Source organism: Candidatus Hydrogenedentota bacterium, assembly GCA_013359265.1.
GTDB lineage: Bacteria > Hydrogenedentota > Hydrogenedentia > Hydrogenedentales > SLHB01 > JABWCD01.
This window is the reverse complement of the sequence record JABWCD010000022.1, coordinates 118,453-143,563: the sequence shown is the minus strand read 5'-3', so window position 1 is coordinate 143,563 and position 25,111 is coordinate 118,453. Positions and strand designations below refer to the sequence as shown.

18 protein-coding genes, 4 pseudogenes and 1 riboswitch are annotated in these 25,111 nt (G+C 60.3%); of the genes and pseudogenes, 14 read left to right on the top strand and 8 right to left on the bottom strand.

Going from position 1 to position 25,111, the window contains the following annotated elements:
* Positions 1–25 precede the first annotated feature (25 nt).
* Together HUU46_18510 and HUU46_18505 are read right to left on the bottom strand one after the other, a co-directional pair.
* Positions 26–949: a type II secretion system protein gene (locus HUU46_18510; protein ID NUM55639.1), complete on the bottom strand. Its 924-nt coding sequence runs from the start codon at positions 947–949 to the stop codon at positions 26–28.
* Positions 950–1,144: 195 nt separating this feature from the next.
* Positions 1,145–1,333: riboswitch (cobalamin riboswitch) on the bottom strand.
* 69 nt (positions 1,334–1,402) lie between these two features.
* Positions 1,403–2,098, bottom strand: coding sequence for a hypothetical protein (locus HUU46_18505; GenBank protein NUM55638.1), 696 nt, complete (start codon positions 2,096–2,098; stop codon positions 1,403–1,405).
* A gap of 119 nt (positions 2,099–2,217) precedes the next feature.
* Here HUU46_18505 and HUU46_18500 point away from each other — a divergent pair, with 119 nt between their 5' ends.
* The 8 genes from HUU46_18500 to HUU46_18465 all read left to right on the top strand — a co-directional run bounded on the left by HUU46_18500 (position 2,218) and on the right by HUU46_18465 (position 10,348).
* Positions 2,218–2,517: a YhbY family RNA-binding protein gene (locus HUU46_18500; GenBank protein ID NUM55637.1), complete on the top strand. Its 300-nt coding sequence runs from the start codon at positions 2,218–2,220 to the stop codon at positions 2,515–2,517.
* A gap of 103 nt (positions 2,518–2,620) precedes the next feature.
* Positions 2,621–2,887, top strand: coding sequence for a hypothetical protein (locus HUU46_18495; protein NUM55636.1), 267 nt, complete (start codon positions 2,621–2,623; stop codon positions 2,885–2,887).
* Between the two features lie 82 nt (positions 2,888–2,969).
* Positions 2,970–4,313 (top strand): diguanylate cyclase, encoded by a 1,344-nt coding sequence (locus HUU46_18490; GenBank protein ID NUM55635.1) that lies wholly within the window; start codon positions 2,970–2,972, stop codon positions 4,311–4,313.
* Between the two features lie 49 nt (positions 4,314–4,362).
* Positions 4,363–5,175, top strand: a complete 813-nt coding sequence (locus HUU46_18485) for a sugar phosphate isomerase/epimerase (protein ID NUM55634.1) — start codon at positions 4,363–4,365, stop codon at positions 5,173–5,175.
* Between the two features lie 239 nt (positions 5,176–5,414).
* A complete protein-coding gene (gene glgP / locus HUU46_18480; GenBank protein NUM55633.1) occupies positions 5,415–7,973 on the top strand; it encodes an alpha-glucan family phosphorylase in 2,559 nt (852 codons plus the stop codon).
* Positions 7,974–8,018: 45 nt separating this feature from the next.
* Positions 8,019–9,035 (top strand): 3-deoxy-7-phosphoheptulonate synthase, encoded by a 1,017-nt coding sequence (gene aroF / locus HUU46_18475; GenBank protein NUM55632.1) that lies wholly within the window; start codon positions 8,019–8,021, stop codon positions 9,033–9,035.
* A 6-nt stretch (positions 9,036–9,041) separates the two neighbouring features.
* Positions 9,042–9,620: an SMC-Scp complex subunit ScpB gene (gene scpB, locus HUU46_18470; protein ID NUM55631.1), complete on the top strand. Its 579-nt coding sequence runs from the start codon at positions 9,042–9,044 to the stop codon at positions 9,618–9,620.
* Between the two features lie 5 nt (positions 9,621–9,625).
* Positions 9,626–10,348, top strand: a complete 723-nt coding sequence (locus HUU46_18465; protein NUM55630.1) for an rRNA pseudouridine synthase — start codon at positions 9,626–9,628, stop codon at positions 10,346–10,348.
* 19 nt (positions 10,349–10,367) lie between these two features.
* Here HUU46_18465 and HUU46_18460 read toward each other — a convergent pair whose 3' ends face one another.
* The 6 genes from HUU46_18460 to HUU46_18435 form a co-directional block, all read right to left on the bottom strand.
* Positions 10,368–11,612 carry an exo-alpha-sialidase gene (locus HUU46_18460; GenBank protein ID NUM55629.1) on the bottom strand — a complete coding sequence of 415 codons (1,245 nt, stop codon included), beginning with the start codon at positions 11,610–11,612 and terminating at the stop codon, positions 10,368–10,370.
* A gap of 174 nt (positions 11,613–11,786) precedes the next feature.
* Positions 11,787–13,874: a hypothetical protein gene (locus tag HUU46_18455; protein ID NUM55628.1), complete on the bottom strand. Its 2,088-nt coding sequence runs from the start codon at positions 13,872–13,874 to the stop codon at positions 11,787–11,789.
* A gap of 73 nt (positions 13,875–13,947) precedes the next feature.
* Entirely contained in the window at positions 13,948–14,994 is a 1,047-nt protein-coding gene (locus HUU46_18450; GenBank protein NUM55627.1) for a hypothetical protein, read from the bottom strand.
* A gap of 8 nt (positions 14,995–15,002) precedes the next feature.
* Positions 15,003–16,247 carry a hypothetical protein gene (locus HUU46_18445; protein NUM55626.1) on the bottom strand — a complete coding sequence of 415 codons (1,245 nt, stop codon included), beginning with the start codon at positions 16,245–16,247 and terminating at the stop codon, positions 15,003–15,005.
* Positions 16,248–16,287: 40 nt separating this feature from the next.
* A complete protein-coding gene (gene aqpZ, locus HUU46_18440; GenBank protein ID NUM55625.1) occupies positions 16,288–16,989 on the bottom strand; it encodes an aquaporin Z in 702 nt (233 codons plus the stop codon).
* Positions 16,990–17,154: 165 nt separating this feature from the next.
* The gene (locus HUU46_18435) at positions 17,155–17,931 is read right to left on the bottom strand and encodes a DUF1080 domain-containing protein (protein ID NUM55624.1); all 777 of its coding nucleotides are present in this window, start codon (positions 17,929–17,931) and stop codon (positions 17,155–17,157) included.
* 261 nt (positions 17,932–18,192) lie between these two features.
* Between HUU46_18435 and HUU46_18430 the strand changes: the two are divergent.
* The 6 genes and pseudogenes from HUU46_18430 (at position 18,193) to HUU46_18405 (ending at position 25,102) form a co-directional block, all read left to right on the top strand.
* Positions 18,193–18,378 (top strand): annotated as a pseudogene (locus HUU46_18430) (hypothetical protein).
* A 3-nt stretch (positions 18,379–18,381) separates the two neighbouring features.
* Positions 18,382–18,489, top strand: a pseudogene (locus tag HUU46_18425) (hypothetical protein).
* Positions 18,484–18,777: pseudogene (locus HUU46_18420) on the top strand (hypothetical protein). Before HUU46_18425 ends, HUU46_18420 begins: the two co-directional pseudogenes overlap by 6 nt.
* 300 nt (positions 18,778–19,077) lie before the next feature.
* A pseudogene (locus tag HUU46_18415) lies at positions 19,078–19,755 on the top strand (hypothetical protein).
* Positions 19,741–23,661, top strand: a complete 3,921-nt coding sequence (locus HUU46_18410) for a DUF1553 domain-containing protein (GenBank protein ID NUM55623.1) — start codon at positions 19,741–19,743, stop codon at positions 23,659–23,661. Before HUU46_18415 ends, HUU46_18410 begins: the two are co-directional and overlap by 15 nt.
* 10 nt (positions 23,662–23,671) lie before the next feature.
* Positions 23,672–25,102, top strand: a complete 1,431-nt coding sequence (locus HUU46_18405; protein ID NUM55622.1) for a DUF1501 domain-containing protein — start codon at positions 23,672–23,674, stop codon at positions 25,100–25,102.
* Positions 25,103–25,111: the final 9 nt, after the last annotated feature.

The following is a 25,111-nucleotide window of genomic DNA, read 5'->3' as shown; positions in this document are numbered from 1 at the left end:
TTTTTCGCCGGTGCGCTTGTGACGGTTATGGTCCGAGGTATGCGGATTTGTCGCCGGTGTCGAACAACTGATTGTTCTCCGGCCCAAACCACCCCACGCCGTAGCGCCGGTTCTGGCCGCCGTAGATATTCTCGTCGGTAGTCCAGCCGTAACGTTCGCTGGTGATGTGACCATCGCACCAGACGACATTCACGCGGAAATCGTGGCGGAAGTGTATGCTTGGCGACGCGAAGCCCCACGCGGGGTTGCCCTGGGGCGAGTCATTCGTCACGAAATGCGGCGGTTCGAGGAATCCGTACTCCGCAATGTACCCGTCCTGCGTGATGGCCGCGTCGGCGAACATGATCGTGCGGGTGGGTTCGCGGATGCTGCTATCGAGCGCGGTCTTGCGCGGCGCCTTCATCCAGTCGAACTTGTCGTATTTCCCGCCCACGTATGAGCCGTTGTAGCCGTAGCCGCCCGTCCCCGATTCGAACGCATTCGGCACTTCGCCACGCCGGCGGAATTCGGTGAACACCGGGCATTCCTTCACGCGCGCGTCCGGCAGGTACTCGGCCAGCGGCCCCTTCTTGGGGTCGAAATCGCTGTCCGGGCTGTCCGTTTCGCGTACGCCGTGCCAGCGCGTGCGCCCACCGAAGCCGTTATTGATGTCCGGCGCGGCGGGCACGTAGTAGCCTTTGTGCTCGTCTGCGTACATGGTGTTTGCCAGGTAGAGTTGTCGCAGGTTGTTGATGCACTGGGTGGACAACGCCTTGCGCCGCGCCTTGGACAGGGCCGGCAAGAGCAGCGCGGCAAGAATACTGATGATGGCGATTACGACGAGGAGTTCGACGAGAGTGAAGCCAGAAGTTCGATAGCGATTACGGGCACGAATTCGAGCGCGGAGGGCAGCGAACGATCCGGGCCTCGGGATTCCCCGCGCCCAGCGAATGGACAATACGTGATGCATACATTTTCCCCTGCGGCAAGGCATGCCTTACCGCCCTATTTGCGGTGCGCGATTGGGCGCACCATCAATTCGGTTTCACGTGCGTGAATAGGGGGATCAAAGAAGGCAGGAACGCAGGCGGTTGTGCCCGTCCTGCTGCAACTTTTTTCCCGCGAAGTTGCGCATGGATGCCGCCCGCCCGGAAACCTTTAAGGCGGGGGCGATGCGTTCGTGGGCTGGTCTTCTGGCTTCCGGATCGTCCTACCTCCCGCGTCTTCCCATCCATGCTCGAGCCTTTGCTCGGTGGCGGACAGTGACATTGTGCGGGTTTCGTCCCCGGTTACAGCAGCGCGTCTGCGACGGACTTGCACCGTCTTCCCTTAAGCCCACGCGCTAATGTCTGGTCTCGAGTGGTTCCCTCCTTTCTTCGCTCTTCTTGCGACAAGTCGAGTATACGGTCAACCTGGGCGACTGTCAATGGACGCGCAGTTGTTGAACAATCATGATCTTCTGCCAGATTTTCTGGGAGAGTCCGGTTGTGAGGTCTTCGAGTTCCGTCACTGCGTCGAGCGCCACGGAGTCGTCGAAATCCTGAACGTAGAATGCGCCGATTTTGCCCGTAAGCGAGAGCATTTCGCTACAGTAATTGAGGTAGCGCGCAAGGGCGGCGGGTGTCAGCTTAACGTTCGGCGAGTGTGCGGTCGGTTCGGCGCCAATGATGCGGTCCGGGTCTTTGGTGAGTTGGTGCATGTCGATGACGTGGGCAAGCGCGCGCAACTCGTGTGCGGCCCTCAGGGCCCGCGAGCGGCGCACGCGATTCTCGATGGTAACCAAACTGAAGATTGCGCCGCCGGACAGGACGGCGACGTTCATCGCCCCGTCAAGAATCTGAACGAACTGCGCAATGTCGAAGGGCCCTACGTGCGGGCGCAGTCTGACAAACATGATCACGCATGCGACGAGCATGATCGCGATGAACACAAACACGGCATACCGCAGCCACACGATTGGTTTGACGATTTCCGCCGCCCGCGCTTCTGCGTTTTTCGCGATGTCGGTGAGTTCGGCGGCGACTTTGCTGAGGCCGGAATCGGGAAAACGCTCGCCAATGCGAAGGCGCAATTGTTCGGCCGTCGCGGCAATGCCGGTGGTCCTCAATCTGCGGTACATACCATCCCCCAAAAAATCCCGAACGCAACTATATCACCGATGCATTGGACATGGGACCGTTGACAATTCACGTGGCCGGAACCATACTCCACGCCTGTTCAGATGTCGGGACGTCCGCAATGCCACTTTCCAGCACACAGCGCGATTTCTTGAAGCGCATCGCGCACCATCTTAAGCCGACGGTGTACATCGGCAAACAAGGCGTTACGCCAACAGTTGTCCGCGCCGCCGACGAGGTGCTCACGGCTCAGGAATTGGTGAAGGTGAAGTTCGTCGACCGCAAGGACGAGAAGCGCGCGCTGGTAGACGAGCTTTCGGCGGCGACGGATTGCGAGGTTGTCGGGATTTTGGGGCATATAGCGACGCTGTACAGGCGGCAGCCGGACGACGATAAGCGACGGATTGACTTGCCGCGTTAGGAGGGGGCGCGCCGCGCAAAGTGCGAATTCTGCGTCCATTGCGTTTGGTGGCCACTAGCGGTAGAATGACAGTAAGTCAAATGTGCAGAGGAGCACGACGCTAATGAAGACTCTGGCGCCACGAATTCTCGCAGTTGCCGTGCTGGCATGCTTCGCTATCGTGATGTTTGCCATCTGTTTCCCCGGTGTTGCCAACGCGGGCGACGCCGGTACGGGCGGCGACAAGGCGCTGGCCGAGAAGAAGGGCCTGGAAGGGCTTTTCAAAGGCAAGGGAGTGAAGGCAGGCGATCCGCGTCTTGCCAAACCGTGGCAGAAGTATCTCGCGTTGGGATCGGTCGCGGTTACGGTAATCGTGTGGAAGTTCCTGTAATCCGAGCGTTTGTCAGCGGGGTGACGGTCCATTCATACCTTCGGCGCGCAGCCGTAGATACGCCTTGTAGAATGCCCAGACGGTGAGCACGGCGGACACAGAAATCCTCCTACTCGACGACGAGGTCGCCGTGTGTGAGGTGATGCGCGCGCATTTGGACACGTTGGGCTTCCGATGCGCCGTGGAAACGTCGCCCGCCAAGGCCCTTGACCGCCTGCGCCAGCACACCTACGGGCTGTTAATCACCGACCTGCGCATGCCCGGGATGGGCGGGTTGGAAGTCGTCCAACGCGCCAAGGAAATCGACCCGGACATGGCGATCGTCGTGGTGACGGCGATGATGGACATCGCGAACGCAATTGACGCGATGCACACGGGCGCGGACGACTACGTCGTCAAACCTTTCAATCTGGGGGAGATTGGCCGGGCGGCAACGCGCGCGCTGGAAAAACGCGCGATCACCATCCAGAACCGACAGTACCAGGAAACGCTGGAGAACCGCGTTCACGAAGCCACGGAAGACCTGGAACGCGTCACCGCAGAGCTTCGCGATACGAAGCAGTACCTCGTGAACCTGCTGCACAGCACGGTCGACGCGATTGTGACGACGGATGGCGCCAACCGGATCGAATTCATTAACGACGGGGCGCTGCGGATGCTGGGATACTCGGAACGAGAGCTGCTTGGCCTCGATGTACAACACTTGTATTCGGGCGGTAAGAATGAAGTCGCCCATTTGCGGCTGAAACTGCGCGAGGAACAGGTCATCCAGGATTACGAAACGGAACTACTGCGTAAAGACCGATCGCGCGTCCCGGTCAACGTATCCTTGTCGGGCCTGCTTACAAACGACGGCAAACATACGTCGATACTGGCCATTTGCAAGGACATTACGCGCCAAAAGCAACTCGAACGGGAATTGAAAGAACTGTCGTCAAAGGACAGTCTCACCGGCCTGTATAACCAGCGTTGCTTCTATGATCGAATCGACGACGAGATTGAACGCGCAAAGCGGCAGGGCCGTCCCCTATCCCTGCTGTTGTTCGATATTGACAAATTCAAGGGGTATAACGACACGCGCGGCCACCTCGAGGGCGACAAGGCGTTGCAGGCGGCGGCAGTCGCCATCATGCGGAGCACGCGCACGCACGTCGATGTTGGGTTCCGGTACGGCGGCGACGAATTCACGGTGATACTTCCGGAGGCGGACGAGCAGGTTGGTACGACGATTGCCGAGCGTATTCGCCGCAGTTTCGAGGCGCAGTTGCTCGACAGCCTGACATTGAGCATTGGTCTCTGTACGTACCGCGGCGAGATGGACGTACAGACGCTTATACGCACGGCGGATGAAATGATGTATGAATCGAAACGCGCCGGTGGAAACCGGGTAACGGTGCATCGCGCGGCGGCGCAGGCCGCATCGTAACGGGAACGGGGGCTGAGCGGAACGGGTACGTTTCGCACATCGGGGTGCAATGAAATTCGGAATTTGCAGCGAGATTTTCAAGGATTGGAACGACATTGGACGCACGATCGACTACGTGAAACAGGTTGGATACGACGGTCTCGAGATCGCACCGTTCACGTTGTCGAAATACGTAACCGATATCCCCGCGTCGACACGCCGCGAAATCGTATCGCGCGCCGAAGGGGCAGGCCTCGAAATCTTGGGCATTCATTGGGTGCTCGTCGGCCCGGACGGCATGTACCTCACGCATCCGGAGCAGGAAGTGCGCGATCGGACGGCACAGTACCTCGTCGATCTGGCGCATTTTTGCGGTGACGTTGGCGGACACATCATGGTGTTTGGATCGCCCAAGCAGCGCAACGTGATGGAGGGCGTCACCTATCGGCAGGCGTTCGGTTACGCGGCCGAGGTCTTCGAAAAGGCCATGCCTACGTTCGCGGAACGCGGCGTTACGTTGTGTATGGAGCCGCTGGCGACGACAGAGACGAATTTCTGCAAGAACGCGGCGGAAACCGTGGAACTGATCGAGCGCATCAATCATCCCAATTTTCAATTACTGCTCGACACGAAGGCGATGACCGACGAACCGGAAGGGCGCCCCGCGACCATTCGGAAGCACGCAAAGTACCTCAAGCACTACCACGCCAATGACGCGAACCTCGAGGGACCGGGATTCGGCGACGTGGACTTCGCGCCGATTTTCGAGGCATTGCATGACATCGGGTTCGAGGGCTATGCCTCGGTGGAGGTGTTTAAGTTCGATCCCGGCCCCGAAGCCATCGCGGCGCGCAGCATCGAGTACATGAAGCGCTTCAACTAGTGCGCGCCGTCGAGGGCCCACTCACGGCGCTTGCGGCAGGCCCCGCCGTGTAGTAGACTCCACTCCAACCGGGCGCTTCCACGAGAGGTGGGAGTGCCCGTGTATTTTTTTGCGAGTGGGATTGTTCTGGCTCCCGCCGTATTTGGTAAAATTGGTGTTTCGTGAGGGGTTGACCGCTGTGTCCCGGCGTGTGGTGGACGCGAGCCCGCGTTGTCCGCGCAGTGGGGTTGGAGAATGGCATGCCGAAGGTTTCCACGTTTACCGTTGTTCCCAAACTGCCGCCGGCCTTGGAGCCGCTGCTGGCCCTGGCCAATAACCTCTGGTGGTGTTGGGACCACGAAGCGATCGAACTGTTCTACCGCGCCGACCGCGCGTTGTGGGAGTCGACCGGGCAAAACCCCGTGAGCATGCTCGGGCAAGTCACGCAGAACCGGCTCGAGGAACTCGCGCAGGACGAAGGTTACCTCGCGCAATTGAGCCGCGTGTTCCAACGGTTCGAGCAGTACATGAAAGCGACGCCGTGGCACGACAAACACCCGGACATGCCGAAGGACTTTAATGTCGCCTACCTTTCCGCGGAGTTCGGACTTCACGAATCCGTCTGCGTTTACTCGGGCGGCCTGGGCCTGCTCGCCGGAGACCATTTGAAGTCCGCGAGTGACCTGGGACTGCCGCTCGTGGGTGTGGGAATGTTTTATCGCGAGGGCTATCACCGCCAGTATCTGAACGCGGACGGCTGGCAGCAGGAGCGCTATCCGCGCAACGACGTATATCAGTTGCCGCTCAAACTCGTGCGCGACAAATCGGGCGCGCCGCTCATTATTTCGCTGCCGTTCCCGGAGCGAGTCGTGAAGGTCCGCGTGTGGCGATGCGACGTTGGGCGCACACCGCTGTTCTTACTCGATACGGATTTCGACGCAAACGATCCGGACGACCGCGAGATCACGGGGCAACTGTACGGCGGGGACCGCGACACGCGCATTCGCCAGGAAATCGTGCTGGGCATGGGCGGCGTGCGCGCGTTGCACGCCATGGACATTCACCCGACCGTCTACCACATGAACGAAGGGCACGCGGCGTTCATGACGCTCGAGCGCATCAAAGACCTCATGCGCGGCGAGGGGCTGACCTTCGATCACGCCGTCGAGGCCGTGAAGACCGCCAGCGTGTTTACGACACACACGCCGGTTTCCGCGGGTAACGACATGTTTGCGCCGGAAATGATTTCGCATTACTTCAAGAAGTTCTGCGACGAGACCGGCGTCAAGACCGACGATTTGCTTGCGTTGGGTCGACAGGACCCCAACGACGCGCGCGAGCCGTTCTGCATGACGGTGCTCGCGCTGAGACTTTCGACGTACGCAAACGGTGTGAGCAAGCTTCATGGAGAGGTGGCGCGCGATATGTGGGCGCGCACGTGGCAGGGGGTGCCGGTGGAGGAAGTGCCGGTCACGTCCATCACGAATGGGGTCCACTCGAAATTCTGGATTTCGCGGGACCTGAGCGGGCTGTACGATCGCTATCTGGGACCGTCGTGGATAACCGACCCGAGCGACACGGAAATCTGGTCGCAGATCGACGACATCCCCGATGCGGAACTGTGGCGGACGCACGAGCGGCGCCGCGAACGGCTCGTGAATTTTGCCCGCCGGCGGCTCGCATCGCAATTAAAAGCGCGTGGCGCGTCGAACTCGGAGATCGCGGCCGCGAGCGAGGTGCTCGATCCGGAGGTGTTGACGATCGGCTTTGCACGCCGGTTCGCCACGTACAAGCGCGCAACACTCTTTCTCGCGGACCAGGAGCGGCTCGTGCGCATCATGAAGAACGAGAAGCGGCCGATTCAGTTCATCATCGCGGGAAAGGCGCACCCGCAGGACAACCTGGGCAAAGAAGTCATCCGCGCGATTGTCCATTTCGTGCGCGAGCGCGACATGCGCAATCAACTCGTGTTCATCGAAGATTACGACATCAATGTGGCGCGCTACCTTGTGCAGGGCGCCGATTGCTGGCTGAACAATCCCCGGCGCCCCATGGAGGCAAGCGGCACGAGCGGCATGAAGGCCGCGGCCAACGGCGTGCTGAACATCAGCGTGCTCGACGGGTGGTGGTGCGAGGCGCAACCGATGGGCGACGTGGGTTGGAGCATCGGCCACGGCGAGACGTACGCAAACACCGACGAACAGGACCATGTCGAAAGCCAGATGCTGTACGAACTACTCGAACGGGAAGTGGCCCCGACGTTCTATGACCGGACGCGCGACAACCTGCCGCGCAACTGGATTCGGATGATGAAAAACTCCATCCGCACGATCTGCCCGATGTTCAATACGCACCGAATGGTGACGGAGTACGCGGACCGGTTTTACCTGCCGTGCACCGTTCGGAGAAACGAATTGCGCGCGGACAAGCGCAAGCGTTCGTCGGTGCTCACCGCGTGGAAGCAGAAGGTGAAGACGAGCTGGGAAAAGGTTCATTTTCTCACCGTCGAATCGGGGCCGACGGAAGCGTTGCCGTTTCACTCGCACTTGCCGGTCCGCGCGGATTTGTTCCTGGACAAACTCGTCGACGCTGACGTGGAAGTCGAAGCGTATTACGGCGACGTGGACACGTTTGGACGAATCACGGCCGGCCGGGCAACACCGATGCGGTGTATCGAAAAACTGGACGGGAGCATTTACCGCTTCGAAGGCTCCATATTGTGCGACAAAACGGGGCAGCAAGGATTCACGGTGCGTGCGGTCCCGAAACACGCGGACCTTGCGCAAAAACACGAAACCGCACTGATCTGTTGGGCGTAGTTTTGCTGGCCGTCGAAACAACCGTCTTGACGAGGATTACCGGGCATGATCATCGTTATGGCGACGCGCGCGAAGGATGACATCGCGCGCGTCGTCGGCAAAATCGAGGAATTGGGGTACAAGGCGCACCTGATCGAGGGGGTCGAACGCACCGTCATTGGCGCGGTCGGCGACGAGCGTACCAAAGCGACGCTGCTCGAGGCGATCGAGTCCATGCATGGCGTCGAGAGCGTCATGCCGATCCTGAAACCGTACAAACTCGCGAGCCGCGAGATGCAGCCCGAGGACACCGTTATCACCGTCAACGGTGTGCAAATTGGCGGCGGCACGTTTTGCGTCATGGCGGGGCCGTGCTCGGTCGAATCGCGCGAGCAAATCCTCGCGTCGGCGCGCGCGGTGCGGGATGCCGGCGGCCGCATGCTGCGCGGCGGCGCGTACAAACCACGCACGTCGCCGTATACGTTTCAGGGCATGGAAGAGGAAGGTCTCCGACTGCTCAAAGAGGCGCGCGAAACGTCGGGCCTTCCCGTCGTCACGGAAGTGATGACGCCGGAGCAAGTAGCGGTGGTTGAATCGTATGCGGACATGCTCCAGGTCGGGGCGCGCAACATGCAGAATTTCGCGTTGTTAAAAGCGGTGGGTAGAGCGCGCAAGCCCATCTTTCTCAAACGCGGGATGATGGCCACGATCTCCGAATTGCTGATGTCGGCGGAATACATCATGTCCGAGGGCAACCGCGACGTGGTTCTGTGCGAACGCGGCATCCGCACCTTCGAGACGGAGACGCGCAATACGTGCGACATCTCCGCGGTGCCGGTCCTGAAAAAGTTGACGCATTTGCCCGTGTTCCTGGACCCAAGCCATGCTACGGGCCATTGGGACCTGGTTGCGCCCATCGCGCGCGCCGCAGTGGCTGCCGGGGCCGACGGGCTGATGGTTGAAGTGCACCCGCGTCCGGTGGAAGCATTGTCGGACGGCGGACAGTCGTTGAAGCCGGAGCGGTTCGCGGAGTTGATGAGGAACTTGCGGCCGTTGGTCGAACTAATGGGAAAGAAGCTCTAACACGCCATGACCGAAAACGAGATTGACGAACACGACGAACTGGAAGCGGTCGAAACGCTGGGCCGCGACGAATCGCGCCAGGCGATCCACGCGCTTCTGTTTGTAAGCGACCGGCCCGTGAGCGCCGAGCGCATCGCGGAAGCGCTGGGCGACGTCGACAAGGAAGTCGTCGTGAACTTGCTCGACGAAATTCGCGAGGAACTACGGGAGTCCGAGTCCGCGTACCAGTTGCGCGAGATTGCGGGCGGTTATCAGCTTGTTACCAATCCGAAGTTTGCGCCGTACATTCGCCGCATGCTGCAAATCAAGAAGAGCAACAAGCTCTCGAAGACCGCACTCGAAACACTGGCGATTATCGCGTACAAACAGCCGGTCACGCGGGCGGAAGTCGAGTCCGTGCGCGGCGTAAGCGTGGCGTATGCGTTCGATACGCTCCAGGAAAAGCGGCTCATCAAAGTCGTCGGGGTGGCGGAAGTGCCGGGCCGGCCCAAGCTGTACCGAACAACCGAGGAGTTTCTGGTCCACTTCGGCATCAAGAGCCTTAAAGAACTACCCTCCATGGAAGAAATCCGCGAGATGGCGTAGGGCCTATGCGGCTGCAACAGTTCATGGCAGCGTGCGGCGTGGCGTCGCGCCGAGCGTGCGAATCGATCATCACCTCTGGGCGCGTAACGGTCAATGGCCAGACCGCTTCACTGGGCCAGAGCGTCGATCCGGCGCGCGACGATGTGCGCATTGACGGGAAGTCCCTCCGAACGGATCAGAAAGTCTATGTCCTGCTGAACAAGCCGCGCGGGGTTATCACGAGCGCGCGAGACACACACGGGCGGAAGACGGTGCTGGACTGCGTGCAGGACGTGCGTGCGCGAGTATTTCCCGTTGGACGACTTGACTACGATGTCGAGGGCGCTCTCCTGATGACCAACGACGGCGAATTGGCGTACCGGTTGACGCACCCCAAGTATGTGATTGAGAAAGTCTATCTCGCCTGGGTCAAGGGGAGGATGACGCCAGAAACTGCGATCGCGCTGGAGAAGGGCGTCAAACTCGACGATGGCATGACGGCGCCGGCAAAGGTGCATATCCTCTCCGTCGGCGAACGCTCGACGCAGGTTCGCCTTGTGCTCACCGAGGGGCGCAAGCGCGAGGTCAAGCGCATGTGCTTGCACGTCGGGCATCCCGTGATTGAGCTGCAACGCATCGCGATTGCCGGCGTGAAGGTAAAAGGAATGCGGCCTGGCGAATGGCGCTACCTGTCCGGTGCGGAAGTCGAGGGGCTGCGGAAACTGACGGGGCTATCCGCGTCGAAGTGACATCCGTCACATTGTACGCCTACTTTGCGGCAAGCAAGTTTGGCTTCGACCAGACAATACGGGCGAGCAACACGCGCGCCGTAACTCCGGGCTTCAGCGCGTCGCCAAAAACTCCTTCGGCGTCGGTGACCCAGGACTCGTTCTGATTAACCGTTGTCGCGCCGAAGTTCCCGAAAGTCGCGCCAGTGTTCGGCATCAGTATCTTTTCCGTTTCACGCATTACGACGAGCTTTTCCGGGTCAACCTGTGCCATAAAAAGCGGCGCGCGGTTGCGGAAGACGTTGTCGTTATTCGCGCCGCGCCGTGTATAGATGAGGAACAAGCCGTCGCTGTGCGTGAGCCAGTGCTGCTGCGTGTTGTAGCTGCCGAGTTCCGCCCCGTCGTCGAACGTCCAGTCCTTGATTGGTTCATAGTGCATGCCGTCTTTGCTGGTGGTGACGTATCCTTTCACGTCGTTGCGAATCGTCAGATAATAGGTTCCGTTGTAGAGCGCGATGGACGGCTCGCATAGCCCCCGCTCGACATTCAGATGCATGTCGTTGCCGTACTCGATGACGCGTAACGTGTCGCCGTCGAAACTGCATTTGAGCACGGTCACGGAATAGACGCCGTTCGGTGAGCTCTTATAGTAAATGGGCAGGAGGATATTGCCGTCGTCCTGAACAATCCATTGCGAGCAGCCCGGGCCGGAGATGTAGAATTTGGTGTCGTTGTCCGTGAGTTCGACCGTGCGCCAGCCGGACCACGCGCGCGTGAAGGGATCGTGCACGGCGTACGCGGTTTGCAGCGATCGCGGCTTGTCCTCGAGTTGCTCGCCGGTCTTGCTGTAGCGCAACTGCAGTCCAAGCACGATGATTTTGCGCGACTGCGGATGCCAGCCCGGCGTTGCATCGCACACGGCGATGGTTTCGCCGCTATCGCCTTCGCGCCACGCCAACTCGGGAACTTCTCTCGGCCCCTTCCACGTCTTGCCAAGGTCCTCCGTGAGCATGACGTACATGCCGGAGTAGTAATCGCTGGCGTTCAGATGGCGCTGCAATGTGATACCTACGGATGGCATGCCGTCATTACCGTCGCCGGGCACGGCGGCGGCGCGCGGGTGGAACCAAATCCAATCGCCGCCGTCGTAGGATGTGACGGTTTCGAGCTTAACGTCGAAGGGAAGGACGCTTACGTCTGCGAAAACGGGAAGCGTCCACAGATTGCACGCAAGAACAGAGCATAAGAATAAACTAAGCTTCCCCTTTTTTGACACATCCATCATTCGTGCAATCCGTTCCTTTCTTTCGCCTCTGTCCTCGTCAACCGAGTCATGTGAATGCCGCCGGGACGCCCGTCCATTGCGCGACCGTGAAAAGCCTGGACCCGTGTACGCGGTGGGTGTTGTGTCCGGCTGAAGTGACAAACTCGACCTCGGCAGTACGCATTGCGTAACCCACTACTGACTCTCGGCAATAAAGCCGTGGTAACGGCCCATCCAGTAGGGCAGCAGGAAGGCCGCGCCATCGTCTTCGCTCCGGCCGTCGCCGCCGCGATCGGGTTCGTAGGGGTCCCCGTTCCATTTTTGGAAGCAGCGTTCATCGGCGGGAAGGACGCGGGTGAGGACGGGATCGCCGAACCGGTTTGAACGTCCAAGAAAGTCGACGTCGGCGCGGCGGCTGTTCTTTTGTTCCCACGTACGGCGGTCTGTTGGAATCTCGATTAGATTCTGGATTGCCTCCATCATTTCAACTTGCTGGGGATCCACCGTCGCTGTGACGAAGGCATAGAAACTCGGCTTTTCAGGCCACACGATGCGGTAGTGACGGCGGACGCCTTGTGTAAGCGCGTTGAGAATAACCGGGTCCTTCTCCAGTTGCAGGATTGGATACCACGCGACGTAGCCGAGTTGATCGTCGGAGTGGTTGTTTTCATCCGGCCATTCCTTCTTCGAGAGCAGTACGTTGCTCAGGTAGTGGTGGTCGAGAATCAAAGTTTTGTAGTGGTCGAGATACTTTTGATCGCCGATGACATGATAGCTGGTACGCAGAAACGAGAGCATCTGGAGCGCGTTGAGGCCATGTTCCGCGTAGTCGCGCGGCTCGCCGTTGAGGTTTTCGGGATTCCAGAATCCCCAGCGCGTGCGTTCGCCGTTCCAATCGATGAGCCGGTAGTTGTTTGCGATAAGGTAGTCGATAAGCTTCCGGCATTGCTCGACGCAAAGGGCCTTTTCTGCGGCGTCATGCCGCGCAACGTGCTCGAAATACGCGAAGAATGCCAGAAAATGGCCATCGATCTCGTCGCTTGACGTATCGCTTTTCCAATACATCTTTCCGTCGGGCGTAGGCCGCCATTGCCTGCGGTTTTCAGGTCGATCCGCATCGCGCTTGCTCCCTTCTTCCGGCGGCAGTACGCTGCGCGCAACGAGGCCGGGTATGCCGGACGCATTTTGCAGCATGTAGAGCGCGTGCATGCCGCGCTTGGCGGATTCCATCGCAGCCGGATTCTTGGTCGCGCCGTAGGCAAGAGACATCGCCGCTACGTGGTATGCCGTCCACAGTCCGTCATTGTCGTTGTCCCCAATCGTATGCGAGGTGGGATTCAGCGCGTCATTGAGGACGCATTCGGCGACAAGGTCGTAGCGCCGGTGGCGTTGGTTGACCAGTTTTTCGATGGTGTGGGCGCGCTCGAGTAGCGTGGTTGTTCTCACTTCGATGGCGCCGATGCCGGCTGATGTGCCGGCATAGACTCTCTTTCCGTCCGGGCTGACCGCGATCGCGGTGACGTTGTCGTCGGGGAGGTAGCGTTTGCCCTGACGATAGAACCATTGGCGTCCTTCTTCATATGGGCGGTAGTGGACGACGCCCATGGACGTTCCGATCCATAGACGATCGCTTTTGTCGAGCGTCAGACAAGTGATGTCCTCGTATGGAAGCCCATCGCGGCCACGAATCGCCACCCAGGTACCGTCGGCATTTCGCTTGCTCAAACCGACGGGCGTGCCCACCCAGAGCGTACCTCTTGAATCCACCGCGAGGCCGGTGATCGTTGTGGAAAGCGGTCCATTGACACCGTAGTAGGGCCACTTCTCGGACTTCACGCCTGTCTGCCCGTGGGCTAAACCGTTGAGCGCATTTCCAACTGTCCAAACAGTATTTCCAGTTTGCGCTATCAACATACGCGTTGTTTTGTCCGTACGCGCGACCCAACCGGAAGCCATAAGGTCATACGACGTTGCGACGCCTGCTTCGTCGGCATACGACGCGACCAAGCCGCCGGAGTTGTTGATGGCAAGGCTACTGACCGCCGTGTTGCGCGGATTGGGAATCGACTCGCCACGCACATGTTCTTCGAACGGTGGGACGACGATTGGAAACTGCCACGGCTGCGAGGACCGTGGGTCACGCGTCATATGGTCCGACGCGTCGAGCGGGGGCACGACATTGTCCAATGGCGGCGCGGCGCCCAACAAATCGCTTCTCGCGGCGGTAGTGATTTCGGCGGCCAGCGCGGACGCGCAAACCAGTAGCAGTGAAAGCCAACGCATAGGTTTCCCTCCCGGCGCGTTTCCCCCTAAGTGTCCTGCTGCGCCGGAGCACGACGCATAAAGCATATCAAAACTACTGCTCGGCGTTTAGCCGGCGGAATTTCTGAACGCGGTGGGTTTTGTCTTCGTCGGCCACGTCGGAGAGATAGAGATTGCCTTTGGAATCGATAGCGGTCCCGTGGACCCAGGCGGTCATGCCGGGTATCCAGTTGCCGTCTGCGCAGAGGGGGAAGGCCCATTGCTCGAGGGCGCGGCCGGTTGTATCGAACTTCATCACGATTTGATCGTGTGGGGGGTTGCCGAGGTTGCCGCGGTCGGTCCAGCGCGCGGGCGTCGAGCCGCTGACGACGATTTCGTCGTTCGGCAGTATCACGATTCCCCAGGGATTGATCAGATTGCGCCATTGCGCGAGCGACTTGCCGGATTGGTCGAAGACCTGAATGCGGCAGTTGTTGCGTTCACAGACGTAGAGCAGTCCCTTTGAGTCCATCGCGATCGCGTGCGGCTGGCTGAGGTCGCCCGCACCAACGCCGATCTGCCCCCAGCTCTTGATGAAGGCTCCGTTCCTGTCGTAGTGGACAATGCGGTTGTTGCCGTAGCCGTCGGTGACGAATACGTCGCCGTTGGGAGCGATGGCCATATCTGTCGGCATGTTCAGGTGGGTTTCGTCGCGCCCGGGCACGTCGGGCGTACCAAGGGTGAGGAGTAGTTCGCCCTTCTCCGTGTATTTGCGCACCGTGTGGCGGCCATAGTCAGCACACCACACGTTGCCGTCAGCGTCGATCCGAATGAAGTGCGGACGCTTAAACTCGCCCGTCCCCCAACTGAACAGGAAGTCGCCGCTCTCCGCGTCATAGACCTGTACCGGCGGGTCCTTCATGTTAAACGTCCACACGCGGTCCTGCTTGTCCACGGCCACGCCGGTTACGACGTACCATTCGACATCGGCGGGTTTCTTGGGCCAGTCAGGTACGAGGTCGTAGCCGTTCGCGAGATTGATCTTTGGATACGCTGCGAGGACGGTGGTGGTGAGAGCAATCGAAGTAATGAATACGCGAGCGATCGTTCCACATCCCCCTTTATCCCCCTTCCAAGGGGGACTAAGCATTGATTCGCTCATGGGTATCCTCACTTTGCATTGGACTCCGTTTCTTTTGCGGGACTCGAGGGCACATCCGCGGAATTTGGTTTGACGATTGCCGCCAGTTTCGGGAGTACTTCAAAGGGCGGTTCCTTTCCATTTTCGCGGCGCGTGAAGAAGTTGAACATGGAGATGCCATCCGCGCCTTCCGATTTCAGATGCTTCGCGATTTCTATGTAGGTATTCGGATCCGGCTCGACTTCGATTGACGCGTAGAGCGGCATCGTCGCTGGAATGGATTCGCGGTACGGCTTTAACGCGAGCGGGAAATCGTTCCGAAGGTAGTGCGAGACGATGATGAAATCCACCAGGCCTTCATTTGCCCATGCGATCGGATCGAGTCCGACGGCGCGGTTTTGTTCGACCTTCGCCAGCACACGCGCGGAAAGCAGTAACGGCCGGCCGCGCTTCTCCCCCACCTCGCGCGTCATCGTGCGGACATCGCGAAGCCAGGCCGTCATTGTGGCGATGTGTTTCTCGCCTTGGTCCTGCGGGAAGTAGATTGGAAACCGCTGAAAATCGAGGTCAAGGCCGTCCATATTCGGGTACCGTTCGCAGCACTCTCGCAATTCCGCAAGCCGCAGCGCGCGGACTTCCGGCACGGCGAAATTCATTGCGCCCGGAAACCACGTCCCCACGATTGGACTTGTCCGCGGCCCCAAGATTTCGATAAAGACCGGCAGCAGGGGATCGCCGAGTTTGCCGACGCGCCACTCCGGGTGCTCGCGCCAGAACTTCGAAACGATGAGGCTCGTATCGCCGTTCTCGACGTCGTGAATCTCGTTGAGCCTCCATGTGACGAACGCCTCCATACCTTTCGATTTCGCGCGGTCGAGTACCAGGCCGATGGGATCATGGCCGGCTTCCGCCAGCGCGTATAGATTGGCGATTCCGCGCTCGTTACTCGATTTCTTGGCCTGCCCATCCTCGATCAGCTTCGCCAGTTCTGCTTTCGGTAGCAGGCCGCCAATCTTTTCGGTGATTTTACTCGGGTACATTAGCGTCATGCCGTAGTTCGGACAGATGAAATACGTCGTGACCCCGGTGCCCGCCACTTCGTCGACGTAGGTGTACACGTCTTCAGGTTTCATAGGGGGCTGCTTGTCGATGAAGATGTTGCCGCCGTCGCTGTTGTAGATGAAGCGGAATGCCCGCTCCTCCGCTTCGACGAAGGCACCCAATTGCGCGACAAGCGCGAGCGCAACTGCCGCCCTCACAGATACGCCAGGCATCACGCAGACGCTCCCATCCCGAGTTTGCCGCACGCTGGAGCTATGCGGCGTTTTCCGCGGACACGACCCGATACGCAAGCCCGGCAAGCGCCGCACCGAGAATGGGACAGACCCAAAACATCCACAACTGTTGCAGCGCCCAGCCGCCTTCGAAGATGGCGGTGGCCGTGCTGCGCGCGGGATTGAGCGAGGTGTTGGTCACAGGAATTGTCACGAGCAGGATCAGCACGAGACCGAGGCTGATGGCGATCGGCGCGAAACCCGCGGGGGCGCGTTTGTCGGTAGCGCCGAGGATGATCGTCATAAACATGAATCCGGTGACGACCTCGGACACGAAGCCTGCAACCATCGAATAGCCGCCGGGCGAATGATCGCCGTAGCCGTTCGAGGCGAAGCCGGCGGCCGCGGAGAATCCGGCCTTGCCGCTTGCTATGAAATAGAGTACGGCAGCGCCGGCTATCGCGCCCAGCAACTGCGCGATGATATAGGGGACCAAGCGAGCGGAGGGGAATCGCCCGCCGAGCATCAACCCGATGGACACCGCGGGATTCAGGTGGCAGCCCGACACATGCCCGATCGCGTAGGCCATCGTCAGCACTGCAAATCCGAACGCGAACGATACGCCAAGAAGCCCGATGCCATTCGCCGGAGATGACAACGCCATCACCGCACTGCCGCACCCGCAAAACACCAACCACCCTGTCCCGATGAATTCAGCCGCAAGACAATTGCCCAGTTTCATTGCCGCCGCCTTTCGTTGTGCGCGAGACGCGCCGAACCCAGAACCCATGCACCGTTACACAACCGCGGAACAAGAATCGCCAGCAAGATTGACTAGCGAAACGCACCAAGACAGATCGGAACGAGCCTTGCCCTATGTCGGCCCGCCCAACATTATTCGACGAATCTATTCTAACGGCTTCAGAGCGATCTTGCGTACAAAAACTTCGGCGCCTTCGGATTGGACCTGAATGCGGCCATTCGTAGGTTTGACGTCGAGGGCTTCATTCACAAGAACACCGTTCAACTCGACGCGAATCGTGTTTCCTCGCGCGACGACGCGAATCGTGTTCCACTCGCCGTGCGGCTTCTCGACATCGTCTTTGCCGCGAAAGTCGATGGTGTCGGTCCATTCCGGGTCGCGTCCCCACCAATCGATGCGGCCCTTGTTGATGGTGTACGGTTTGCCGTCTTGCTTGTAAACGTGGGGTGTTCCCTCGGTAACCTCCGCGGTTGGACACGTCAACTCGAAGGTTTTCGAGCCGTCGCCCACAACCAGGAGGTCTCCGGTGCCCCCCTCGATCATCTGCACTTCGATGCCGTGCATCCAGACGCCGCTGTAGCCGCCGTCTTCGCCGATGGAATGAATGAGAACGCCGCTGTCGCGCGCCGCCTTTTCGCGGTCGCCCCACGTTTTCTGGCCCCACTTGAACTCGACCGTGAGTTCGTAGTTTGCGAACTCGTCCTTCGACGTGATGCAGCCCCATTCCTCGCCCGAAATACGGATCAGGCCATCCTGAACGGTAAACACATTCTTCGGGTCGGCGTCGCGGCCACGGTCGCGAAGAAAGGTGTAAAACTTCGACAGGTCTTTCCCGTCGAACAGCACCACGGGATCGGCTGCTTGCGATACCAACGCCCCCAAGCTGGCACCGAGCATGAACAGGAAGGCGAATCGGCGCATGAAACTGCCCTTGTAGGTTGATGGAATTGACGAAAGCCAGTGTAGCGGCGATGGGACAGCAGTTCCAATTGGCTGGCCTTCAGATTATGGGGTCGGCACAAGCGGGCGGATTCGCTGGCGCGCGGCGGCATTCTGCCCGCGGCGGTCTAAGTTGCGGAATATGCGGACTATTTCTACAATCATCTCTGGCGGGGTCTAGTTGCTGCAAGGGAGATCGCGATGAAGACGTATTTGCAGGGAAAACAGGGAGCGCGCGTTCGCATGCTGGGCACGGGCTGGCTCGCGTCGGCGTGCGCATTGGTCGCCTTGGGGGCCGGTACTTTGGCCTCGGCGGAAGAGGCCAAAGTCGACTTTAACAAGGACATCGCGCCGATTCTGGCGGCGACGTGCGTGAAGTGTCACGGGCCGGAAAAGCAGAAAGCGGGACTGCGCCTCGATAGCCACGAGGCGATGATGAAGGGCAGCGAAAACGGCCCTGTCATCGTCGCGGGGAAGCCCGGAGAGAGTACGCTGTGCAAGCTTGTCTCGCTGCCTCCCGACCATCCGGACCGCATGCCGGTCAACTCTGACCCCCTGAAACCGGAGCAGCTTGCGCTCATTGCCAAGTGGATCGAACAAGGCGCCATCGTACTCGCGGCGGACGCGCCAGCCCCTGCTCCCGCGCCCGCGCCCGCAGCGGACGACGTGGATTTCGTACGCGATATCTACCCGATTTTTGTCGCGACCTGCATCAAGTGCCATGGACCGGAGAAGCAAAAGGGAGAGCTTCGCCTGGATTCGGTCGAGGCCATTAATGCGGGTGGCGAGAACGGACCAATTGTCGTCGCCGGCAAACCGGGTGAGAGCAAATTGTGTCTGCTGATCTCCAAGCCCAAGGGCGATCCGGACATTATGCCCGCGAACGGCGATCCGCTGACCCCGGAACAAATCGCGCTGGTCGCGAAATGGATTGAGAAGGGAGCGGTCCTGCCCGAAAAACTCCCGGACGCAGCGGCGGCCCCCGCCCCCATTGTTGCGACAGCGCCCGGCGCTGCCGCGGGTTCGGAAGCCGAGGCAGAGACCGTTCTCCTTGCCAAGCTTGCGGAAGGCGTTGAACCGGCCGCGCCGGAGGCAATCGCCCCGGTGAAGGAAATTGGCGGCCTTGCGATGCCGCTTGACCTGAAGTCGCCCCTGCTCTCGGTAAACCTCCAGTACGGGGCGGACAAGGTGAACGACGAAGCGCTCGCGAAATTGGTCGCGCTGGCGCCGCAAATTACGTGGCTGAACCTCGCGGGGACCAAGGTCACCGATGCGGGTCTGCCGCAGCTTGCCAACCTCAAGAAGCTCACGCGCCTCCACCTGGAACGCACGGAGATCACGGACGCCGGAGTCGCAAACCTCGGCGCCCTCGATAATCTCCAGTATCTCAATTTGTATGGCACCAAAGTCAGCGATGCGAGCATCGACGCACTTCAGAAAATGGCGTCGTTAAAGAAGCTGTATGTCTGGAACTCGCAGATCACGAAGGAGGGCGCGGCGAAGCTGAAAGAGGCGCGTCCGGACCTGTACGTCAACCTGGGTATTGAACAAGCGCCGCCCGCGCCCGCGCCTGCCGCTGGCACCGTCGATTTTGCGAAGGACATCTTCCCCATTCTTCAGGCCAAATGCATCGGGTGTCACGGCCCGGAGAAACAGTGCGGCAAGCTGCGCCTCGATTTGCCGGAATGCATCAAGGCGGGCGGACAGAGCGGACAGGTTGTCGTTGCGGGCAAGCCCGGCGACAGCCCCTTGTGCGTTCGTGTGCATCTGCCCAAGGAAGACGAAAAGCACATGCCCAAGGAAGGCGACCCGTTGACGGCGGAGCAGTTGGCGCTCGTGGCCAAATGGATCACCGAGGGTGCGGTATTACCTGAGAAACTGGCCGACGCATCGGCGCCCGCTGATGCAAAGCCTGCAGTCGACCTGGCCCTGTTCTTCGATGCGGACGGGTGTTGCGCAAAGGCAAAGGCCGAAGGCAAGGAGTGCGACCATCCATGCTGTGCCGACGCGAAGGCAAAAGGCGAGGTCTGCGCGAAGTGCAATCCGAATGGCGCGAAAGCCGCCACACTCGCCAAGTCATTCGATGTGGACGGCTGCTGCGCGAAGGCGCTTGCCGCGGGGAAGGCGTGCGATCATCCCTGTTGCGTCGAGGCCGCGGCAAAGGGTGAGTTGTGCGCGAAGTGCAATCCCAACGGCGCCAAGGCGCTGCAAGTCGCCAAATTCGACGCAGATAGTTGCTGCGCCAAGGCCGCCGCAGAAGGCAAGCCGTGCGAACATCCCTGTTGCGTGGAAGCGGCAGGCAAGGGTGAAATCTGCGCGAAATGCAATCCGAACAAGGCCCGCGAGAAGGTGGCGGCGAATTTTGACAAGGACGGGTGCTGTGCGAAGTCCGCCGTGGAGAATAAGGATTGCGAGCATCCGTGCTGCGTCGAGGCGCGCGCGAAGAACGAGATTTGCGCGAAATGCAATCCCAATTTTGCCAAAGCCAAGTTAAGCAAGTTGTTCGACGCGGACGGGTGCTGCGCAAAGGCATGCGCCGACGGCAAGGACTGCGAGCATCCGTGCTGTGTTGAGGCGCGTGGGAAAGGCGAGGTTTGCACAAAATGCAATCCCGGCGCGGCGGAGAAACTGAAGGCCGACGCGGCCCAGCCGCCGGGCGACGCCAAGCCTGCCGTTGCACCCGACGGCGACAAGAAGAAAGTTGCCTCGCTCACCTACAACCGCACGATCCATCCCATCCTCGCCGATAACTGCTTTACCTGCCACGGACCCGACAAGAACTCGCGTAAGGGGGACCTTCGGCTCGACGTGCGCGAGGCAGCAGTCGAAGTGCGTGAGGGCCGGGCCGCCATTGTGCCGGGGAACAGCGCCGCGAGCGAGTTGGTGCGCCGCATAACGTCGTCGAATGCGGACGACGTTATGCCGCCCACCAACTCGGGTCACGCGCTAAAGTCGGACCAGATCGCGAAGCTAACGGAGTGGATCGATTCGGGCGCGGAATACGAGCCGCATTGGTCGTACATCGCGGTGACACGCCCGGAAGTGCCTGCGGCATCCAACGACGGCTGGATTCGAAACCCTATCGACGCATTTGTGCTCGCCAACCTCGATGCGCATGGACTGAAACCGTCTCCGGAAGCCGATCGTGTGACGCTGATTCGCAGGGCAAGCCTCGACCTCCTCGGCCTCCCTCCCACGCCCGAGGAAGTCGATGGGTTTGTGAACGATGCGTCGCCCGATGCGTACGAACAATTGATCGACCGTTTGCTTGCGTCGCCGCAATATGGCGAACGCATGGCGGTTAGTTGGTTGGACTGGGTGCGGTACGCGGACACCAACGGCTACCACGGCGACGAACCGCGCATCGTGTGGCCGTATCGCGACTACGTCATCAAGGCGTTCAACGAGAACATGCCATTCGATCGGTTTACGATCGAACAACTCGCCGGCGACCTGTTGCCGAACTCGACGCGCGAACAGAAAATCGCGTCGGGCTACAACCGCCTGAACCAGCTCACCGCGGAAGGCGGCGCACAGGCGGCGGAATACGTTCAGAAATACATGGCCGATCGCATCCGCACGACTACGTCGGTGTGGATGGGTTCAACGTTCGGGTGCGCCGAATGCCACGACCACAAGTTCGACCCGACCACGATGAAGGATTTTTATTCGTTCGGCGCTTTCTTTGCCGATATTCAGGAAAAGGGCGTCTACGTCGCCGGTGGACCGTGGGACCCAACATTGGAACTGCCGGATGAGGCCCAGGCCACGGAAAAGGCCGAATTGGAGACGGCGGTCGCATCCTTGCGGCAGACGCTTGACACCCCTACCGACGCCCTCGCCGCCGCGCAGAAGACGTGGGAAGCGCGGCACCGCACGGAACTGGCAGAGGCGTACAACGATTGGACGATGCTGTTGCCCGAATCGATTACGGCGGAAGGAGGCGCAGTCCCGACGGCGGGCAGCGATCTCGCGATTGCGCTTTCGGGAGCGGACCCGGCGACAAACATCTACACGGCGATCGTTCCGGTGAACCAACGCGCGATCACCGGAATACGCCTCGAATTGTTCACAAACCCCAAGAGCGGAAAACTGTCGCGCGCGGGCGGAAACGGTAACATTGTCCTTACCGGCTTTGAGGTTTCTCTTTCCGAAACACCCGACCAAACGATACCGATAGCGTCCGCACAGGCGAGCTACGAGCAGCCCGATTTTCCGGTGAGTGCCTCAATCGACGCCGATCCGGCGACCGGTTGGGCCGTGTCCGGACACGAGATTAAAGGCAAGAACCGGTACGCCGTATTCACGTTCGCGGAGCCGGTTGCCGGTGGCCCGGGCACACGGCTCATTGTGCGCATGAAGCAGCAATCGGGATTTGTAAACCACACCATTTACAAGTTCCGTTTGTCGGCGACGACGGTCGAATCACCCGGACTCGCCAGCGCGATCGGTACCGACGCAAAAATCTCGGAGTTACTGCTGAAAGACCCGGCGAGCCGCACCGTCGAGGACAACGCCGAGATTGCGAAGTATTACCGCGGCATTGCGCCCGAATTGGAGGCGACGCGTGTCGAACTCGATGCGAAACAAAACCGCCTTGCCGCGCTGAAAAAAGAAATCCCGACAATGCTCGTGGCGAATGCCGCCGCGCCACGCGAAGTGAAGATTCTGCCACGCGGAAACTTCCTGGATACGACCGGGGAAGTGGTGCAGCCGGCGACACCGCACTTTCTGCCCCAAATGCAGATAGCGGACCGCCGCGCCACGCGGCTCGATCTTGCGCAGTGGCTCGTCGCGCGCGAGAACCCCGTCACCGCGCGCACGACGGTGAACCGGTTCTGGAAGATGTATTTCGGCGTCGGTCTGTCGAAAGTGCTCGACGATCTTGGCGCGCGCGGCGAATGGCCGGTGAACGCGGACGCGCTCGATTGGCTTGCTGCGGAATTCATGGACAGCGGTTGGGATGTGAAGCACATAGTCCGGCTTATGGTCACGTCGGCCGCATATCGGCAGTCGTCGCGCGCTACGCCGGAGCTCAACGCGGTGGACCCCTTCAATCGCCTGGCCGCTCGCCAATCGTCATATCGCCTCGCCGCGGAGGAGGTGCGCGACACGACATTGCGTATCAGCGGGCTGCTGTCGGGCAAGATCGGCGGGCGTACGGTGTTTCCCTACCAACCGGAGGGATACTACGCGGACTGCAACACGTTTTCGGAACCCGCGCGTTGGTTTACCAGCGGCGGCGAGGACCAGTACCGCCGGGGGCTGTACACATTTTGGAAAAGGTCGTTCCTGCATCCGAGCATGCTCGCGTTCGACGCGCCCACGCGCGAGGAATGCACCGCTGAACGTGTGATCTCGAATACGCCGTTGCAGGCGCTGGCCCTGTTAAACGATCCGAGCTATGTGGAAGCTTCGCGCGTGTTCGCGGAGCACATTCTCGAGGAAGGCGGCGCGACACCCGAGTCGCGCATACAATACGCGTACAGCCGCGCGCTGTCGCGCAGCGCGTCAGCGGACGAGGTGACAGTCCTCGCCGCCCTGTGCCGAAAGCACTACGAGGAATTCGCCAAAGACAAGGAGTCGGCAACAAAAGCTATTTCGGTTGGCCAGGCGCCCGTGCCCAAGGAGATTGACTCAGCGGAACTCGCCGCCTGGACGTCCGTCGCGCGCGCAATTTTGAACCTGCACGAAACGATCACAAGGACATAGGCGGGTTACGATGCACCCATTTCAAGAACACGCCCTGCAGCTCACGCGGCGCCATTTCCTCGGGCGCACCGCGAAGGGCATTGGCAGCGTCGCGCTGGCGTCGCTGTTGAATCCGGGCCTGTTTGCCGAAGCGGCGCCGGACGAGTCGTGGCGCGGCGTAGTGCAGCCGCTGCACTTTGCGCCCAAGGCGAAGCGCGTGATCCATCTGGTTATGTCCGGTGGGCCTTCGCACCTCGAAACGTTTGACTACAAGCCCAAGCTCGGCGAGATGGCCGGAAAGCCCATGCCGGAGTCATTTACGAAGGGCCAGCCAATTGCGCAGCTACAGATCGAAGCGCAGCTAAAATGCCTTGCGCCGCAACATGCGTTCCACACATTCGGAAAGTCCGGCCAAGTCATCAGCGAGATTTTTCCACATATCGCGAAGATTGCGGACGACATTTGCATCATCCGCTCGATGCAGACCGAGCAAATCAACCACGATCCCGCGAATACCTTCATGAACTCCGGCACGTCGATTTCGGGACGGCCCAGCATGGGGTCGTGGGTGTTGTACGGACTGGGCAGCGAAACGCAGAACCTGCCCGGCTTTGTTGTGCTCACGTCGGCGGGCGGCGGGCAGAACCAGCCCATCGCGGCTCGCCAGTGGCACAGCGGTTTTCTGCCGAGCAAATTCCAGGGGGTAAAGCTGCATTCCTCGGGCGATCCGGTGAACTACGTCGCGAACCCGCCGGGCGTGTCCGACGCGCAGCAACGCGATGTCGTCGATGCGATTGCAGAGCTGAACGCGATCCGGCAGGATTCGGTCGACGACCCCGAAATCGCCACGCGCATCAGCCAATACGAAATGGCGTTTCGCATGCAATCGAGCGTACCCGACCTCGTCGATTTTTCGGACGAGCCACAGCACATACGGGACCTGTACGGCACAGCGGGCGGGGACGGAACCTTCGCGTCGAACTGCCTGCTTGCGCGCCGGCTCGCCGAACGCGGCGTGCGGTTCATTCAGGTGTACCATCGCGGTTGGGACCATCACGGCGGCGTGAAGCAGGGCACGGCCACGACGGCAAAACTCACCGATCAGGCAAGCGCGGCGCTGGTAACCGATCTCAAACAGCGCGGTATGCTGGACGACACGCTCGTGATTTGGGGCGGCGAATTCGGGCGCACGCCGATGGCGCAGGGTGACGGCCGCGATCACCACATCAAGGGCTACTCGATCTGGATGGCGGGCGGCGGCATCAAACCGGGATTCAGCTTCGGCGCGACAGACGAACTGGGTTACAACGCCGTTGCCGACAAGGTCCACGTGCATGACTGGCACGCGACCATCCTCCACCTGCTCGGCATCGATCACCTCAAGCTTACCTACCGCTTCCAGGGCCGCGACTTCCGGCTCACCGACGTATTCGGAAACGTCGTTACTCCGATCATCGTGTGACGGCGGGCG